This window comes from Spiroplasma cantharicola (assembly GCF_001281045.1).
GTDB lineage: Bacteria > Bacillota_I > Bacilli_A > Mycoplasmatales > Mycoplasmataceae > Spiroplasma_A > Spiroplasma_A cantharicola.
In genome coordinates, this window is sequence record NZ_CP012622.1 from 319,640 (window position 1) to 337,045 (window position 17,406).

A 17,406-nucleotide genomic window follows, 5' to 3' on the forward strand; every position below is an offset into this window, starting at 1 on the left:
ATATGTTATTCTTGGCAGAAGAAGAAAAAGGCCATAACTTACTTAGAGATTTTGTAGCTATTAGTACATGACAATCACTTGTGGCAATATCTATATTTATTTCTTTACAAGTAGGACTATGATTCTTTTTAAAAAAATATAAATTTGCATTTATGTACAGAGTTATTCTTGGTATGGCAATTGGTTTAATATTTGGTATAGTATTACAATCAATTATAGGTTTTCCAGATTCGGATTCTTTTGAAGAGATTTCAAAACCTTGAAATGAGCTATATTGAATTTATGAGTTAAATATTTGAGCGTCGTTCTTTAAAAATATATTTATTAATGGTGTTTATTTATTAACAGTGCCAATTGTTTTTATTGCAATATTTAAAATAACATCTAAACCAGGTGAAACTGGTTTGGGAAGAATTACAGCAAAAGGAATTGCATTATTGCTATTTAATGTTGCTGTAATGTTCACAATAACTTTTTTTATAGGGTTATTAGTAAAAGTAGGACAGGGATTTGAATTAACTTCAGATTCTTCTGTTACTGGTAAAGATAATGTACCTTTACCTCAAATTATTTGAGAGTACATTCCAAATAATATTATTGGAGCTTTAGCAAAAAACACAATTATTCCTGTAATGGTAGTTGGAGCTTTAGCTGGTGGAAGTGTAAAAATTTTATCAAAAAGAAAACACGTTGAAATGGAAGCTATTAGAAAAGCAATGGATACAGGATGAGATGTTATGATGTCTATTTTAATGACATTTATGAAAATCATGCCTTTAGCTGTTATGTCTATGATTACTGTTTCAATTACTTCAAGACCAATTGGAGCATTAGTTTCAATTGGAAAAATAATTGGTGTAGGTTATTTAGGAGTTGCTATTGCATTGGCTCTTTTAACATTAGAAATATTCTTAAGTGGAATAAAAGTTGGAGCTTGATGAAAAAACGCTTGAAAACCTTTAATCCAAGGTTTTTCTACACAATCTTCTAATGCTTCCTTGCCAATAGCAATGGAAACATTAACACAAGATATGAAAGTAAATGGAAGATCTGCAAACACAATTCAACCAATTTCTACAACAATGGGATTGATTGCTTGTGCTGGAGTTCAATCAGGATTAGCAACAAGTATCTTATGAACAGGAACTAGTTCAGGAAGTGCTGTTCATGATATGGGGCTATTTACATTCTTTATAATGGCTTTATTTGTTACAGTAATTGCTTCACTTGGAATAGCAGGTGTTCCAGGAACTGCAACAGTTGTTACTGTTGGTGTACTTGGAGGTATTGGATTTGGAGGATATGCAGGAAGTGTCTTACAATTAATTGCACCTCTAGATGGTTTGTTTGATATGGGAAGAACTGGTGCCAATGTTGTTGGAGGTGTTGCTGTTGCCACAATTGTTGCAAAATCAGAAGGACTAATTGAAGAAGGATCCAATCTTTTAAATGAAAGAGGAATTCATTCACAACAAAGAATTCTAGAATCTAAAAATTTAAAAGATGAGCATACTAAAATTCTAATTTCCTTAAATTCCACATCAATGAAAGAATTAAAAAATAAAGACTTAACAAAAGAAGATAAGGAAAAAATTAAACTTAAATTAAAAGAAGATTTAAAAAAAGAAAAGCAAGTATATAAAGAAAAGAAAATTATTTTTAAAGATAAAAATAATAAAAAAGGAGATAAAAAATAATGAGAAGAATATTATCACTTTTATCAAGTATTTCTTTGATTGCTTCGTCTTCAACTTTAGTTGCTTCATGTACTGAAAATAGTAAAGAATTCAAAACAATTGATTTTGAAAAGCCATCAGAAACTATAAAAGAATTTGAGTCAATTAAATTAAAACTTAAAAATAGAAGTAAAATTAATGGTCTTAAAATTGAAAGTTCATCAAATCTTAAGGTTCAACTTAGTGGTAAAAATAATGATGAACTTATTATAATTGCTGGAGCCATTAAAAAAGAAAATGACCAAGAAACAAATGAAAAAGAATGAGTTAAAATGAGTGCAAAAAATGCTTATACAGAAGTAATTGAATTTAAAATTACTGCTAATTTAGAAGGTTATAAGGCAATTGAAGTTAGTGGTTTAAATAATGAAAATAATCTTCATTTAAAAGCAGGTTTAAAAGAAACAATTGTAATTTTAAATTATGAGCAATTAATTAATTTTAAAATCAATTCTGATAGTACTGAATCAATTAATTATATGCAAAATGGAGATAATATAATTGTAAATGCTAAGCAAAACTCTCAAAGTGGTGCAAGTCTAAAACTTATATTATCTGCTGATAATTCTAAGGTTGCATTGGAAATTAATATTGAAGTTATTTAAAAAAATAATTGTTAAATCAATTATTTTTTTTATTTTTATGTCGATATTAATAGTGGGAGGAATGTTGATATGAATAATGTAACTATTATTGGCCAAATGGAAGGTGAACCTCAAGTTGTTTTTGATTCCAAAGATGGTCAAAAAAAATTATATAAATTTGTTTTAAAAGTACCAAGAAATTATAAAACTAAAACTGGTGAAACAATTGCTGACTTTATTAATGTTAAAGTTTGATCTAATATTTTAGGAGAAGAATATGAATATTTTGATCAATCTTATATTGGTGTTGAAGGAAGAATTGTATCTTTTGGAAATGTTGAAAATAATAAATATGGAAATGAATTAGTTGCAAATAAAATTTTTCAATTAAGCTAAGTGGAAAATGTACTATTATATTTTTCAATAAAATATAGCGGTGATTGAGATCAAATTTATAATGCTTTAGATACAAAAGAAAAAATTACTCATAAAGATTTGGATGAAATTTCAAACAAGGTTGATTGTAATTTTATAACTATTTTAAACCCATTATATCCAAACTACTTAAAAAATACTCATAAACCACCATTTGTAATATTTTATAAGGGTGACTTGTCTCTTATTTCTAACCACAATAAAACTATTGCATTAGTTGGTGGAGACGAGGTAAATGAGTATGGAATTAAAAGTACTCAAACTTTTATGAAGGAATTAAATGAAGAGGGTACAGTATTTTCTACAATTGAAAATATTGGTGTAAACAATGAAGTATTGGATAATGGGTTAAAAAATAATTACAAACTAATTAAAATAGTTGAAGAAAGTATGAAAGATTATCTTAAAAAAACACTTGATATACCAGAAAGAAAAAATTTATTGGCAATTACAGAAATATATGAATCAAATAACAATATTGTTAATCTTATGGGAGATTATGCAAATAGAATGTTATGTGGCATTTCAAAGGCAATCTTATTTATTCAATTTAAAGAACGAGATATAATAAAAAAACTATTCTCTTTTTCAATAAATGAAGGTAAAGAAGTCTTTGCAGTTCCTGATAGCATCTATTCAAAAAATGCTACAAATAAATTAATTAAAGATGGTGCAAAGTTAGTAGAAAATGCAAAAGATATATTAAATCAGATTTAATAATGATATAATGTTTTTGTGATAGAAATATCACACTTGTAAGGCTAACGCCTAAAAAACTAAGTATAAATTAACTAATCATTTTATTCCCGACACACAAATGATAAAAGTTATTTAATTCAAAGAGAGATTTATCTCTCTTTTTTTTGCTTTTTAATGTATAATTTTTAAGAAAAAGGTGAAAAAAATGTCAAATAATAACATAATTGAAGAAGTAAGTTCAGAAAAAAAAGCAAAAAAGTCGAATAATAAAGAATTTAAAAAGAAAAAGAGTGGTAAAGCTTTCTTTGCTATTATTTTTCATTATTTAAAAAGACATCCATTAGTTGGTATATTTTTGGTTATACTAACATTTGCATCTTCTCTTGCAGGAGTTTTAAGTCCCAAAATTATTCAAAATATTATGTTGATATTAGTTTCAAAAAGTACTGAAAATGAAATTACAACTACACCTCTATTTGGGTTTAATTTGACTTGACAAGATTGAATTTATGTACAACTTGGATTATTTGGGTCATTGGCAATATTTACTTTTGCTTCAAATTATCTTGCAGGAATAATGGGTAAAAATGTGGAAATTGAACTAAGAAATAAAACATTAGAAAAACTAGTAAAACAAGATATGAGTTATTATTCTGATAAAAAAATTGGAGAAATACTAACAAAAATTGTTTCAGATACTCAAATTATTGGAGATCAAGCACAACAAATACCAGTAACAATGTTAAATGCATCATTTACATTTTTTGGAGCATTAATTATGATGTTTACAATTGATACTTATTTAACAGTGGTAGTAATAATAACAATGATCGTAATTGTAACATCAATATTTTCAAGTTTTGGAATTGTTAAAAAAGCAGCTTTCAAGACAAGAGATTCTATTACATCAATTAATGGTGATGTAACAGATAGAATAGCAACTGTTAGATTAATTAAAGCATCAGGAACAGAAAATTATGAAACAGAAAGATTTAAAGAAATTCATAAAGATTACTTTAAAAAATCAAGTAGTTTAATTAAGTTGCAATCAACAATTGTAACTATTTTAGTAGCAGGAATAAGTTCAATTCAAATGATAATAGTTATTGCTGCAGCAATAAAATGACATGATGAACCAGCAACAATTTCTGTTGTTTTAACAGCATTTATTTCATCAGTTGGAACAATGGTTGGACCAATTATGCAAGTTGCAAGATTACAAATTGGATTAATCCAAGCTTCAACTTCAGCTGTAAGAATTGATGAAATTCTTACTTCAAAATCAAGAATCGATCCTCATTATAATCCTGAAGAGGGAATTAGAATTGAAAATATTGATAAAGCAATTATCTTTAAAGATGTAGAGTTTAGATATCCAGAAAAACCCGAAAAAATTATTATTCCAAAATTTTCATTTACATTTGAACATGGTAAATCTTATGCATTTGTAGGTGAAACTGGAGCAGGTAAATCAACAATAGCGAAACTATTGTTAAGATTTTATGATCCTTTTAAAGGTAAAATTTTAATAAATGGAACTAATGATTTAAGAGATGTTAATTTAGCAAGTTATTTAGATAAAGTTGGTTATGTAGAACAAGAACCTCAAATTTTATTTGGAGATGTTCTAGATAATATCAAATATGGTCGATTTAATGCCACTGATGAAGAAGCTATTGAAGCTGCTAAGTTAGCTGAATTGCATGACTTAGTAATGACTTGACCAGAAGGATACAAAACTATTCTTGGAGAACGTGGATTCATGTTATCTGGTGGTCAAAAACAAAGATTAGTAATTGCAAGAATGTTCTTAAAAGATCCTCAGTTATTAATTTTAGATGAAGCAACAAGTGCTTTAGATAATATTGTTGAAAAAGAAATACAATCTAAATTAGATACATTAATGAAGGGTAGAACAACTGTTACTATTGCACATAGATTAAGTACAATAAAAAATGTTGATACAATTATAGTATTGGCCCCTGAAAAAGGTATTGCTCAAGTTGGTAGTTTTAGTGAGTTAAAAAATAAAGCAGGTCACTTTAAAAATCTATACGATGCAGGATTGATGGGTTAATTATAAATATTAAAACCTCTTACTAAGTAAGAGGTTTTTAAATATTTAAATCTATGATAAAGGATTAACTGTAATTCATTCAATTATTAAATTAATTTTATTTTTAGTCTTTGATTCTAAAACTTTTTGAACACTTTCACTTTGAATAGTTTCTTTATATTCTTCAATAAGTTCTGTTGGTTCTTCTTTTGTCGTAAATCATAATACCTTAATACTATAACCAAAAGCTCATGTATCTTCAATAATGGTCTCTTGATATTTTATTCCTTTTATTAATAAAATATTTTAATAAAATAAAAATTTTTTTTTATTTTATTAACAATGAAAAAGTAGCTTAAATGTATTATACTTAAAAAGTCTAAATTTTAATGGAAGGAATAATTATGATAGCAAAAGAACAAATAAATGAAAAAACATCGAATATAGATGAAAATATCCCGTTAATTGAGATTAGCAATATTACAAAAACTTATAAGCATAAAAATGCATTAGACGACGTTAGTTTAGTAATAAATCCAGGAGATAGAATTGGAATTATTGGACCAAATGGTGGGGGAAAATCAACTTTGAGTGAAATACTTGGAGGAATTAGAAAACCAACCTCAGGTAAAATAAAAAGACAAGAAAATATGACAATTGGATTACAATTCCAAGAATCAAAGTACCCAATTGGAATAACAGTTTTGGATATGATTAAGTATTATTTAGAAACATTTAACATACCAATGAATGAAGGAAAACTAATTGAAATATTAAGAAAGTTTCAAATTGAAAATTATAAAAATAAATTTCTAGAAGGTTTAAGTGGTGGTCAACAACAAAGAGTAAATATTCTTTTAAGTTTAATTCACAATCCTGATTTAGTTATTTTTGATGAAATTTCAACAGGATTAGATATTGAAGTTAGAAGTGAAATTTTTGATGTAATTAAAGAAAATGTTGTAAGCAAAAATAAAGCAATGATTTTGGTAACACATATGATGAGTGAAATTGAAGAACTTTGTGATAAGTATATTTATATTCACAATGGAAAAATTAGAGAGCAAGGTCTTGTTAAAGATTTAGTAAAAAAACATGGATCAGTTCATAATTTTACTTGAAAAAAATTTAAAGAAGAAAAGGCAGCTGATTTAAAAAAAGACATTGAAAAAGCTGATAAAGAAAATAAAAATAAATTAGATAGAATCATAAATAGTGAAAAAAATAAAGGAAAAAATATTCCTTTAATAAAACTTTTAATGAAATATTATGCAAAAGGTTTTGCAGTACCATTTTTCTTATTTTTCTTCCCATTAATTCTTCTATTCTTAGAAGGATTTGTATTCAAATCAATGGAAATGCCTGGAGCTGCAGGAAGTGGAAAACCGGGGGCCTTATTACATAATTTAATAGGTTCATTAGCAATAATGCAAATAATTTCTGTGGGTGTTTTTATAATTCCACAAACAATTTTAGAATTTAAAAATAGTGTTCTTATGAAAAGAATTGGAGCAACAAATATAAAACCAATATTCTTTATATTAACTGTTGTGGCTATGGGAATTATTTTTATGCTTATGGGATTCTTTTGAACTTTATTATGAGCTGGAATAATGTTTGGTGGAGAATTTGGTTGAGCAAATGTTGCATTACCAGTACAGTTTGGTGAATCAATACCTTTCTTATTATTGACATTGGTTCAAGCTGTTTCAATGGGAATGTTATTAGCAAGTATTTTTAAATCAACAACAACTTATATTGCAGTTTCAAATATTTTATATATGCCAATAGCATTTTTAGGTGGATCTTTCTTACCAATTGATTTAATCATGAATAGTCCAGTTCTAAAATATGCTACCTATTTAAATATATTTAAATATTGCATGGAACCATTCTCGAATGCATGAGCTGGAAGATTTATATTTGATTTAGAAACTGGAATTTATTTAGCGGTTTCTATAGCAATGATAAGTGCCTTTACAGTAACAGCCTCATTTAAATTAAAATGAGAATCTTAAAAAATATTTTTATGCACAATTTTATATTGTGCATTTTATTTTTTAAGGCTTTTTTTTGTTATAATTAAGCAATGGAAAAAATAGTTAACATTATTGGTGCTGGTTTAGCTGGTTGTGAAGCTGCTTACCAATTGGCAAAAAGAAATATCAAAGTTAAATTATATGAAAAAAAGACTTTAAAAAGAAACCCAGTCCAAAAATTGGATTATTTTGCTGAGTTAGTTTGTTCAAATACTTTAAGATCAAGTGATTTAAAAAATGCAGTAGGTACTTTAAAAGAAGAAATGAGAATGTTTGACTCATTAATAATTAAAGCTGCTGAATTTGCTCAAATACCAGCAGGAGGAAGTCTTGCAGTCGATCGAGAATTATTCTCTAAATATATTACTAATGAAATGAAAACAAATAAGTATATTGAAGTTATTGAACAGGAATTTCAAAAAATAGATAAAAATCAAATAACTTTAATTGCTTCAGGACCTTTAACTAGTAAAACATTACAGTTAGAAATATCAAAATTAATTGGACAAGATTATTTTTATTTCTTTGATGCTGTTGCTCCAATTATTACAAAAGATTCAATAAATATGAATATTGCATTTAGAAAAAATCGCTATGAAAAAGGAGAAACTCAAGATTATATCAATTGTCCAATGAATAAAGAGCAGTATGAATTATTTCACAAAGAACTTGTAGCAGCTCAATTAGCTCCAGTTCACTTAGAATCAGAGCAAAATTTAAAGTATTTTGAGGGTTGTATGCCACTAGAAGTAATGGCAAAAAGAGGATTTGACACTTTAACTTTTGGTCCATTAAAACCAGCTGGTTTGAGAAATTTAGATGGAACAAATAATTTTGCTGTAGTTCAATTAAGACAAGATAATGCAGCCGATAATCTTTATAACTTTGTAGGTTTTCAAACTAATTTAACATGACCTGAACAAAAAAGAGTATTTAGACTAATACCAGGGTTAGAAAAAGCTAATTTTGTAAGATATGGTGTTATGCACCAAAATAATTTTATTAATTCACCAACTGTTTTGAATGAATTTAATCAATTAAAATCGAATCACAATATCTTTTTTGCAGGCCAAATTACAGGTGTAGAAGGTTATGTTGAATCAACATCTTCAGGTATTATAGCTGCTATTAATATTGCAAGATTAATAAATCAAAAAGAACTTAAAAAATTTCCAATTGATACTGTTATGGGTGGTTTGCAAAATTACATTATTGCCACTAGTTCAAAAAATTTTCAACCAATGAAAGCAAATTGAAGTATTGTTGAAAATTTAGAAATTAAGTCTAAAATTAAAAAAGAAGAGAAAAAAGATATGTATTCAAATAGAGCTTTAAATTCAATGAAGCAATTTATTAAAACATTAGTATAAATAACGAAAGGTTAATATGAGAGAAATCGATAAGCAAAGTATTTTTTGATATGGTTTACATAACTTAGTTCATGAAAATGCACAACTTAAATACTATATTACAACTCAAAAAGAACTGATTTATAATTTGTATCCAGTAGTTTATTTAGGAGTTATTCAATATTCTTTATATCGAGGAATAGTTTTAACAGAAATTCCATTAGAAGAGAATAATTCATATACAGAATATATTCTAGAAAGATATGAAGAAATTTATAAAATTAGATATAGATTTGTAAAAGATAAACCAAAAAAAGCAAATTTAAAGGACAAAGAAACATATGAATTATGTTGAGATATAATTTCCAATCTATTATTACCCTATATTAATGAATATTGTTTTAGAACATATGATATGTGAAAAAACTTATCTCAAGCGTATATTAGAGAATTAGTAATTAACTATGAGTATGATATTAACTATGAATCAGATGATGGAAAAATTAAAGCTTCGACAATGTATCCTTTTGTTTTTACTTTAAGTTTAATTGGAGTTCAAGAAAAACAAGGTTTATATCAAAGAATTGAAAAATGTTATCAAAAAGATGTACTGATAAGAAAATTTAATTCTGGAAGAGAATGAAGAGAAAAAGAGTTAGATTATTTAAATGAAACATATGAATTAATTCAAAATGATGAAGAGTGATTATTATTCTTAAGTAATTTTTCATCATCAAAATGAGATAATTTTGATTTAAAAGAACGTTTTAAGGCTCTTTTTCAATTAACTAAATTAACAACTATTCTTATGAAAGAAGAAATTAGTGCTGTAACTATGCTTGATGATGGTGAAGAGCTATATGATCAAATTAAAAACTATCTTCCCTTATTTATATTTGATGATAAATATATTAATGAAAAGGGAGAATTAAAAACAGAATTAAAGAAATCAAATGTCAAAATTTTATCACCATTTGCAAATCAAAATATTAATATAGAAGTTTTAATTCCTTATATTGAATCAAAAGGAGAAAGATTTATTTCATATAATCCTGAAACTCTTTTCAGAACATCAGAAATAATTTATACTGTACTTGCAAAATTAAGATTAATTTTATTAGTTCATGAATATTTACCTAATTTAATTGATTCAAGAATTATGCCTAAAAAAAAGTTATATGTTGATGTATTAAATCTTTTTGAAGAAGTAAAAGAAGATAAATTTAAAAGGAAATTAGATGTAGAAAATTTATTAGAATTTGATTTTTTAATTTCTGAAGATGATATTAATGAAGTATTGGAGTTAAAATATACTAAATTAGAGGATTTCTATAATAAAAAATGTTTCTATAAAATTGGTAAAATCATTAGTTTATTGCTTGGTGTTGAAAATACAACAGCATCAAAAATGAATTATGATTTGTTTGAACTATTTAAAAATATTCTTATTTTAATGGGTCCTCATCCTTTGGATCATACAGTTCAAACACAAATATTAGTAAAAAAACTTTATTCAAAATTTGAAAAAATGTGTAAAGAATATGAAAAATTACTAAGTGAAGATTTTGAAAAATCTAAAATGTATATTTCAAATTTGGAGCTCCCTTTAAAATTATTAAGATGAAAAACCTAAATTAATTAAAAAAATATAATAACTTTTATATTATGTTTGGAACTTCCATTAAACTTATTATATAAAATGTTAGTTATTTTATATATAATATTTTTGAAAAGGACAAAGGAAAATATAATGAGAAAATTATTAACAATTTTAGGAGCTGTTAGCTTAGTGGCTACATCAAGTTCTAGTGTAATAGCATGTAACAATCCAGTACCACCACCTCCTGTTGAGAAAGTGGATTTAACAGATGAATTATTAAAAGAGTTTGTTAAGGAAAATAATGAATTTAGCTATGAAGGACCTTTTGTATTTGAAGAAGGGTACTTATTTAGCGATAAAAGTATTAGCACATACTGAATTTTAGGAACTTTAGCTTTAACAAAATTTTATGATTCAATTAATGAAAATTTTAATTATGATGGTTTTTCATTCATTGGAGGTAGCGCAGAAATTGTTGATAAAACAATTGAGAGCATTAAAAATAATGTAAAATATACATTTAAAGTAGGTTTTTCTTATAGAAGTAATAATAAATTTAACCAAGAACAAAATGATAAATTATTTTTTAATTTTACTTTTATTCAAACAAAAAAATATGACAATCTTGAATATTTAAATAAATTTTTCAACTTTGTAATAAATCAAGATTTTTATGAAAATAATAGAGGTATGAGTACTTCAAAAAATAAAAAAATTGATATATTTCAGACAATTAGAGTTCGACTAACATCAAAAGCATTAGAAGAAATTGCTGACAAAACAAAAAAAATTGAAAAGTTAGAGGAAGAATTTATTAATGGTTTTAAAAATGATGAAGGAACTCAATCAAAATCATTTTTGAACTCAGTAAAAATTAATATTAAAGATTTTGATAAGTCTGAACTTGACGAATATAGAGATACCTATAACCTAGATTTAAAAATTGCATTGAAAGATAATATAAGTATATTTATAAATAAGAAATTAAATATAATTTTATCTAAAAAAGGTTAAATGAAAATTGGAAAATAATTATCAGAAATTGAAATAAATAGTATAGAAAAGGAAAATATAATGATAAAATTATTAACAATTTTAGGAGCTGTTAGCTTAGTGGCTACATCAAGTTCTAGTGTAATAGCATGTAACAATCCAGTACCACCTCCTGTTGAGAAAGTGGATTTAACAGATGAATTATTAAAAGAGTTTGTTAAGGAAAATAATTAATTTAGTTATGAGGGACCTTTTATATTTGAAGAGGGGTATAAAATAAATAATAGTATAACTAGTACAAAGTGATTTTTAGGTCATTTAGGTTTAACAAAATTTTATGATTTAATTAATGAAAAGTTTAATTACAAAGGATTTTCATTTCTAGGAGCTTCAGCAGAACTTCTAAATTATGAAAATAGTGTTATTAAAAATAATACTGAATATACTTTTAATTGTAAATTTAGTTATCAAAGTAATAATAAATTTAATGAAAGAGATAACGATACATTACCTTTTATTTTTAAATTCACTCAAACAGAAAAATATGAACAAAAGGAATATTTAGAACAATTATTCGGTACTGTAATTAATCATCGTTTTTATAAAAATAATGAGGGAATGAGCACTTCAAGTTCTGAAAAAATAGATATTTTTAATAGTTTATCAATTGATTTAACTACAAAAGAGCTAGATCAAATAGAAGAAAAAAATGATAAATTGAAGGAATTGGAAAATAAAATTACTAAAAATATTAAGGCTACAGAAGAATCTCAGGAAAAATCAATATTAAATTTAGTAAATATTAATGTAACTGATTTTAAGAAAATGGATTTTGATCAATTTAAAGATGTCTATAAGCTAGATTTAAAAATTTCTTTAAAGACAGATAATAGTGTATTTATAGTTAAAGAATTAAATACAACTCTAAAAAAAGAGTAATTTAAAATTATTTAAAAGTAGAAAGGCAAAATAATATTATTTTAGAAAAACTATAATACTATATATTTAGAACCAAAATGTTAAAAATATAGTATTATTCTTTAAAATTTGCTATTATTATTTTGTCTTATTTTTGCCCACGTAGCTCAGTAGGATAGAGCATGCGCCTTCTAAGCGTAGGGTCAGAAGTTCGAATCTTCTCGTGGGCGCCAATTTTAAAAATACATACTAGCTTTTGCTAGTATTTTTTTTATTTTTTTGTAAAATAAGATGGTTGAGGTTTAAAGGTAATAAAATATGGAATTCAAGTATAAATCAAAAATATCAGAAGTAAAAAAATATGACACAATTGCAAAGGTTTATTTAAGTTATTATGTTGATCCAGTTAATAATGAAATTAACAAATTAGAAGTAAATAACCACGAATTATTATCTTTTAATGATCATCCAACCTCAATTATCAAGAAAAATTGAGATTATAATTTTGAAGGTTTTAATGAAGTTAAAAAATATAGTCCCAAATTTGTTACAAATTTTACAAATAAAGCTTATCAAAAACAAAAATTACTTAACGAGATTAAGTTTAAAATAAATTATCAATTTATGGCACTTAATTTAAATGATTTAAAAAAATATGAAAAATATAGTGTTAAAAAAGCTGAATTTATAAAAGTGGATAATAAAGAACAATTAGACAATTTTGTAAAAATAGTTGGCACAATATTTTCAGATGAAGTAACAGATTCTAAAAAATTTTATGGAATATTTGAAGAATATCAAAAAGTTAGTGAGCTTTACATTATAAAATATGATGATCAATATGTTGGAACAGGTCATTTAACTCACTTTGATGAAAATATAACAGTTATTGATGATATTGCAATGTTAGAGATTGCAAGAGGAAAAGGTCTTGCTACTTTTTTAATGAAATCATTAATAAATAGATGTTTAGAAAAAGGACAAAAAGAAGCTTGTCTTTTTGGAAGTAAAATGGCCTTTAATATTTATAAAAAATTAGGTTTTAAAGAAGAAGATTTCTGATTAGAACAATTTAAGGTAGTTTACTAAAAAAAAGAATATAGGTGATTTTATTAAAAAGTTTAGTATACAGTTAGTATTTATATGTTTTTTATTTTTTATGTATTATTTTTATAGTGCATGAGTTAATAATTTAAAAGATAAGGGTGAAGGAGAACTTATGTTCCAATTATTTGATCCCTTTAAATTAATTCTTTTAGGTACAATTTTTACAATAATTTATGGTGCAATTAAGAACCTATTATTTTCGAGATTTGTCAATCTTAAAAATTATAGAAAAAATTTAAGAAATAACATTCTTTTTGAGTTTGACAATACAATTATCTATATTGATAATTTGAAAAAAATTATAGTAGCAAATGATTTATCTGGAGCTAAAAAGGCTTTAAAAGATTTTAAAGCAATTAGTTATATTCCAGATTACTTATCAGATTTTATTGATAAATTGGCAAATACTTTATTGTTAGAAAAAGATATAACAATCTATAGTGAGGCAATTGAAGTAATTTCAAATAATGTAAAAGAAACATTTAATTTAGAAAGAGAAAGAACACTTAAAAATCAAAGAGGATTACAAGAATTAAAAATGTCAGAAGCCTATTATACAAATACAAGTTGAGATTCAATTAAGTATAATTTAGCTTTAAATAACTTGGACAATAGTCAAGCAAGCAGATGAAAAATATCTAGTTTATATATTTCTAAGTTTAAGAATTCATTATTTATGGCATTTTTAATCAATGTAACTGTTTTTGTAATTACAGGAATTATAATGTCTTTAAATAATGTCAGAATAAATAATTACTTTTTTGCTGGTTTTGCATTAGCAATGTTAATAGTTGCAATGATTCATTATAATATTTCAATTATTTTATCTTCAAGAAAATTAAATATTAAAATCTATTGATTACATTTATTAGTTTATTATGTAATTATTTCTATAATATTTGCAAACATTATACTTAATATTATTTTCTTTCCTGATGTTTCAACAAGTAATGGTTCAGAACAACCAGTTTGATATAACTCAGAACTGCTTAATTTATTAAAAAGTATATTATATATTGTATTTTCAACAATGTTATTAACATACGTATTTGGAGGTCTTTTGGAACTATTGGAACAATCCAAATTTAATTTAATAAATTCAATTGAAACATTTATAATACCATTAATAATATTTATTTCTACTTTAGTAATAAATATACTATCAATATATAATACTCAAAACACATACTATATTATCAATTTTACAATTCTTATAATGTTTTGAATATTTATAGGGATATGAAATAAATTCTTTGCAAGATAATAATTAAAATCCTTTTTATTGTAATAAAATATAATTTTAAATAAACTGAAACATATTATTTCTATTATTGCTTTTATTATTAAATATATGAGAAAAAATATACACGCAAAGATTTGCTATAAATGCAAGACTAGAATTTCAGATGGAGATGTTTATGAGTACTTTGAAAAGCAAGACATTTTTTCAAATAAAGTGATTTTCTATGCTCATAAGGAGTGCTTAAAATAAGTTTGTTAAGTAATTTAACTTGACAAACTTATTTTTTAGTTTAATATAATATTGTTCTTAAATAGAAAAAAAGGAGGAAAACAATGGTTAAATTAAGATTAAAAAGAGCTGGTAAAAAAAGAGCTGCATTTTATAGAATTGTAGCTTCAGATGCCCGCGTTAAACGTGATGGAGAGTACATTGAATTAATTGGTACATATAATCCAATTAATGGAGAAGTAAGTCTTAAAAAAGAAATAGCTTTAAAATGACTACAACAAGGTGCTCAACCAACTGATACTGTAAGAAACATTCTTTCAAAAGAAGGTGTTATGACTGATTTACACAATGTTAAATTGGAAAATAAAAAAGCAAAACCAAAAGCACCTAAAAAAGCTGCAAAACCAAAAGCAGCTTCTGCTCAAAAAGCAGCACCTAAAAAAGTTAGTGAAGCAAAAGAAAATACTTCAAATAAATAGTGAAACAAGATATTTTTAAAGCATTTGAAAGAATTTTAAAAGATATTATCCCAAGTGACGTATTATATGTTTTAAAGCAAAAATATGAAACTGATCAAACTTACGAGTTTATACTCGTAATTCAAGAAAAGGATCAAGAACTTTTTAAAAATAAAAAAAATGAAGGTTTTTTAGAAGCAATTACAAATATATGTAATTCTGAGATATCAATTTTTTCTAAAAAAATTATTATAGATTTAGAGGTCTTAGAACTGCATGTTTAATAATTTACAAAAAATAGGAAAAATTGTAGCAACTCATGGCTTAAAAGGTGAACTTAAATTTAAATTAGAAAGTGGTCTAATTCTTATTAAGGAAATAAAAAGCGAGCAATTTTTTTTAGAAAGTATTTCAAAAAATTTAGATGTTTTTGAAGTTAAAAAGTCTTATTTTTTAAATAAAAAACATATAATTGCTTTAGACAATATCAATACTATTGAAAAAGCTCAGAAATTAATTAATAATACAGTTTATGTAAAAAGAGAGTCTGAACTTATAGAAGAAGAGTTTAGTTATATTGGTTTTGAATGTTTTTATCAAAACAAATCCTATGGAAAAGTTATTGATGAAATGTTTAATGGAGCCCACGACTTGATAAAAATTGTAATAGAAAATAATCAACTTTGAATTCCTTGTGTTGATTTCTATTTAGAAAATATCAATCTTGAAGAAAAAAAAATATATCTAAAGCAACTTGAGGTTTTAGTATAATGAAATTTTCAATTATAACTTTATTTCCAAACTTAATTAATTCTTATATATCAGAGTCAATAATTAAAAGAGCAATTGAAAAAAATAGTATTGATGTAGAAGTTATTGATCTTAGAAAGCATACAAAACTTAAACATAATCAAGTTGATGATTATCAACTTGGTGGTGGTAAAGGTATGGTTTTAATGGTAGAACCAGTAGTTAATGCAATTGAAAGTTGCAAAAGGGAAAATAGCTTAGTAGTTTTAACAAGTCCTCAAGGTAAAACTTGAAATCAAAATTTGGCAAGAAAATATTCTTTAAATTATGAGCATATAATATTAGTATGTGGCCATTATGAAGGTTTCGATGAAAGAATTTTAGATTATGTGGATTTAGAATTATCAATTGGTGATTATGTTTTAACAGGTGGAGAAATAGCAAGTATAGTTATTTTAGATTCTATAACTAGATTATTAGAAGGTGTCATTGCAAAAGATTCCCATTTAAATGATAGTTTTGAAAATAATTTATTAGATCATCCAGTTTATACAAAACCAATTGAATTTAGGGGTAAAAAAGCTCCTGAAGTTTTAACAAGTGGACATCATGCAAATGTTGAAAAATATCGTCAAGAAGGTCGATTAAGAAATACTTTTAATAAAAGACCAGATCTTTTAGAAAAAAGTGAATTAAGCAAATCAGATTTAGATTTTATAGAAAAATTAAAAAAATTGAAAGGAGATAATTAATTATGAATATGTTAACAAAAAACACAAAAGCATTAATTGATGAACAATTAAATACTAATCTTCCAAACTTTACATCAGGAGATACTATCAAAGTTAATGTAAAAATTAAAGAGGGAGAAAAATTCCGTATCCAAGCATTTGAAGGTGTAGTTATTAAAACTCAAGGAAGTGGAATTTCATATTCAGTTTGTGTAAGAAAAAATTCAAATGGAGTTTTTGTTGAAAGAACATTCCCAGTTCATTCACCAATTATTGAAACAATTGAAATAATTAAACGTGGACGTGTAAGAAGAGCTAGAATTTACTATATTAGAAAATTAACTGGAAAAGCTGCACGTATTAAAGAAGTTATTAATAATAAAGCAAAAGATGCTTCAGCAGTTAAAAAAGCAGTTAAAAAATAATTATTTAATTTAAAATCTTTCAATTATTTGAAAGATTTTTTTGTTTCTATTTAAT

General features: G+C 24.9%; 17 protein-coding genes, 1 tRNA gene and 1 pseudogene. All 19 read left to right on the forward strand.

Annotated features, from left to right (window positions below; translation table 4 throughout):
- Positions 1 to 2 precede the first annotated feature (2 nt).
- The 19 genes and pseudogenes from SCANT_RS01480 (at position 3) to rplS (ending at position 17,351) form a co-directional block, all read left to right on the forward strand.
- Positions 3 to 1,697 (forward strand): dicarboxylate/amino acid:cation symporter, encoded by a 1,695-nt coding sequence (locus tag SCANT_RS01480; RefSeq protein WP_083434192.1) that lies wholly within the window; start codon positions 3 to 5, stop codon positions 1,695 to 1,697.
- Entirely contained in the window at positions 1,697 to 2,341 is a 645-nt protein-coding gene (locus tag SCANT_RS01485; RefSeq protein ID WP_053945959.1) for a lipoprotein, read from the forward strand. Before SCANT_RS01480 ends, SCANT_RS01485 begins: the two co-directional genes overlap by 1 nt.
- 69 nt (positions 2,342 to 2,410) lie before the next feature.
- A complete protein-coding gene (locus SCANT_RS01490; RefSeq protein ID WP_053945960.1) occupies positions 2,411 to 2,716 on the forward strand; it encodes a single-stranded DNA-binding protein in 306 nt (101 codons plus the stop codon).
- Positions 2,717 to 3,472 (forward strand): DNA-processing protein DprA, encoded by a 756-nt coding sequence (locus tag SCANT_RS01495; protein WP_053945961.1) that lies wholly within the window; start codon positions 2,717 to 2,719, stop codon positions 3,470 to 3,472.
- Between the two features lie 187 nt (positions 3,473 to 3,659).
- Positions 3,660 to 5,531 (forward strand): ABC transporter ATP-binding protein, encoded by a 1,872-nt coding sequence (locus SCANT_RS01500; RefSeq protein ID WP_144416870.1) that lies wholly within the window; start codon positions 3,660 to 3,662, stop codon positions 5,529 to 5,531.
- 383 nt (positions 5,532 to 5,914) lie between these two features.
- Complete coding sequence (locus SCANT_RS05260) at positions 5,915 to 7,528, forward strand: ABC transporter ATP-binding protein/permease (RefSeq protein WP_083434193.1); 1,614 nt, start codon at positions 5,915 to 5,917, stop codon at positions 7,526 to 7,528.
- Positions 7,529 to 7,599: 71 nt separating this feature from the next.
- Positions 7,600 to 8,919, forward strand: coding sequence for a methylenetetrahydrofolate--tRNA-(uracil(54)-C(5))-methyltransferase (FADH(2)-oxidizing) TrmFO (gene trmFO / locus SCANT_RS01510; RefSeq protein WP_053945963.1), 1,320 nt, complete (start codon positions 7,600 to 7,602; stop codon positions 8,917 to 8,919).
- A gap of 16 nt (positions 8,920 to 8,935) precedes the next feature.
- Positions 8,936 to 10,531: a hypothetical protein gene (locus SCANT_RS01515; protein ID WP_053945964.1), complete on the forward strand. Its 1,596-nt coding sequence runs from the start codon at positions 8,936 to 8,938 to the stop codon at positions 10,529 to 10,531.
- A gap of 117 nt (positions 10,532 to 10,648) precedes the next feature.
- The gene (locus tag SCANT_RS01520; protein WP_053945965.1) at positions 10,649 to 11,512 is read left to right on the forward strand and encodes a lipoprotein; all 864 of its coding nucleotides are present in this window, start codon (positions 10,649 to 10,651) and stop codon (positions 11,510 to 11,512) included.
- 60 nt (positions 11,513 to 11,572) lie between these two features.
- On the forward strand, positions 11,573 to 11,725 hold the full coding sequence (locus tag SCANT_RS05355; protein WP_158500845.1) for a lipoprotein: 153 nt from the start codon (positions 11,573 to 11,575) through the stop codon (positions 11,723 to 11,725).
- 384 nt (positions 11,726 to 12,109) lie between these two features.
- The gene (locus tag SCANT_RS01525) at positions 12,110 to 12,430 is read left to right on the forward strand and encodes a hypothetical protein (protein ID WP_053945966.1); all 321 of its coding nucleotides are present in this window, start codon (positions 12,110 to 12,112) and stop codon (positions 12,428 to 12,430) included.
- A gap of 135 nt (positions 12,431 to 12,565) precedes the next feature.
- Positions 12,566 to 12,642: transfer RNA gene (locus SCANT_RS01530), tRNA-Arg, on the forward strand.
- Positions 12,643 to 12,727: 85 nt separating this feature from the next.
- A complete protein-coding gene (locus SCANT_RS01535; RefSeq protein WP_053945967.1) occupies positions 12,728 to 13,498 on the forward strand; it encodes a GNAT family N-acetyltransferase in 771 nt (256 codons plus the stop codon).
- Positions 13,499 to 13,628: 130 nt separating this feature from the next.
- A complete protein-coding gene (locus SCANT_RS01540) occupies positions 13,629 to 14,780 on the forward strand; it encodes a hypothetical protein (protein WP_053945968.1) in 1,152 nt (383 codons plus the stop codon).
- A gap of 311 nt (positions 14,781 to 15,091) precedes the next feature.
- Positions 15,092 to 15,358, forward strand: a pseudogene (gene rpsP, locus SCANT_RS05580) (30S ribosomal protein S16); the annotation flags it as partial.
- Between the two features lie 107 nt (positions 15,359 to 15,465).
- Positions 15,466 to 15,729, forward strand: coding sequence for a hypothetical protein (locus SCANT_RS01550; protein WP_053945969.1), 264 nt, complete (start codon positions 15,466 to 15,468; stop codon positions 15,727 to 15,729).
- Positions 15,722 to 16,216, forward strand: coding sequence for a ribosome maturation factor RimM (gene rimM / locus SCANT_RS01555; protein WP_053945970.1), 495 nt, complete (start codon positions 15,722 to 15,724; stop codon positions 16,214 to 16,216). The genes SCANT_RS01550 and rimM overlap by 8 nt, the downstream gene beginning before the upstream one ends.
- Complete coding sequence (trmD, locus tag SCANT_RS01560; RefSeq protein WP_053945971.1) at positions 16,216 to 16,947, forward strand: tRNA (guanosine(37)-N1)-methyltransferase TrmD; 732 nt, start codon at positions 16,216 to 16,218, stop codon at positions 16,945 to 16,947. Before rimM ends, trmD begins: the two co-directional genes overlap by 1 nt.
- Positions 16,947 to 17,351, forward strand: a complete 405-nt coding sequence (gene rplS / locus SCANT_RS01565) for a 50S ribosomal protein L19 (protein ID WP_053945972.1) — start codon at positions 16,947 to 16,949, stop codon at positions 17,349 to 17,351. Before trmD ends, rplS begins: the two co-directional genes overlap by 1 nt.
- The last annotated feature ends 55 nt before the right edge of the window (positions 17,352 to 17,406 follow it).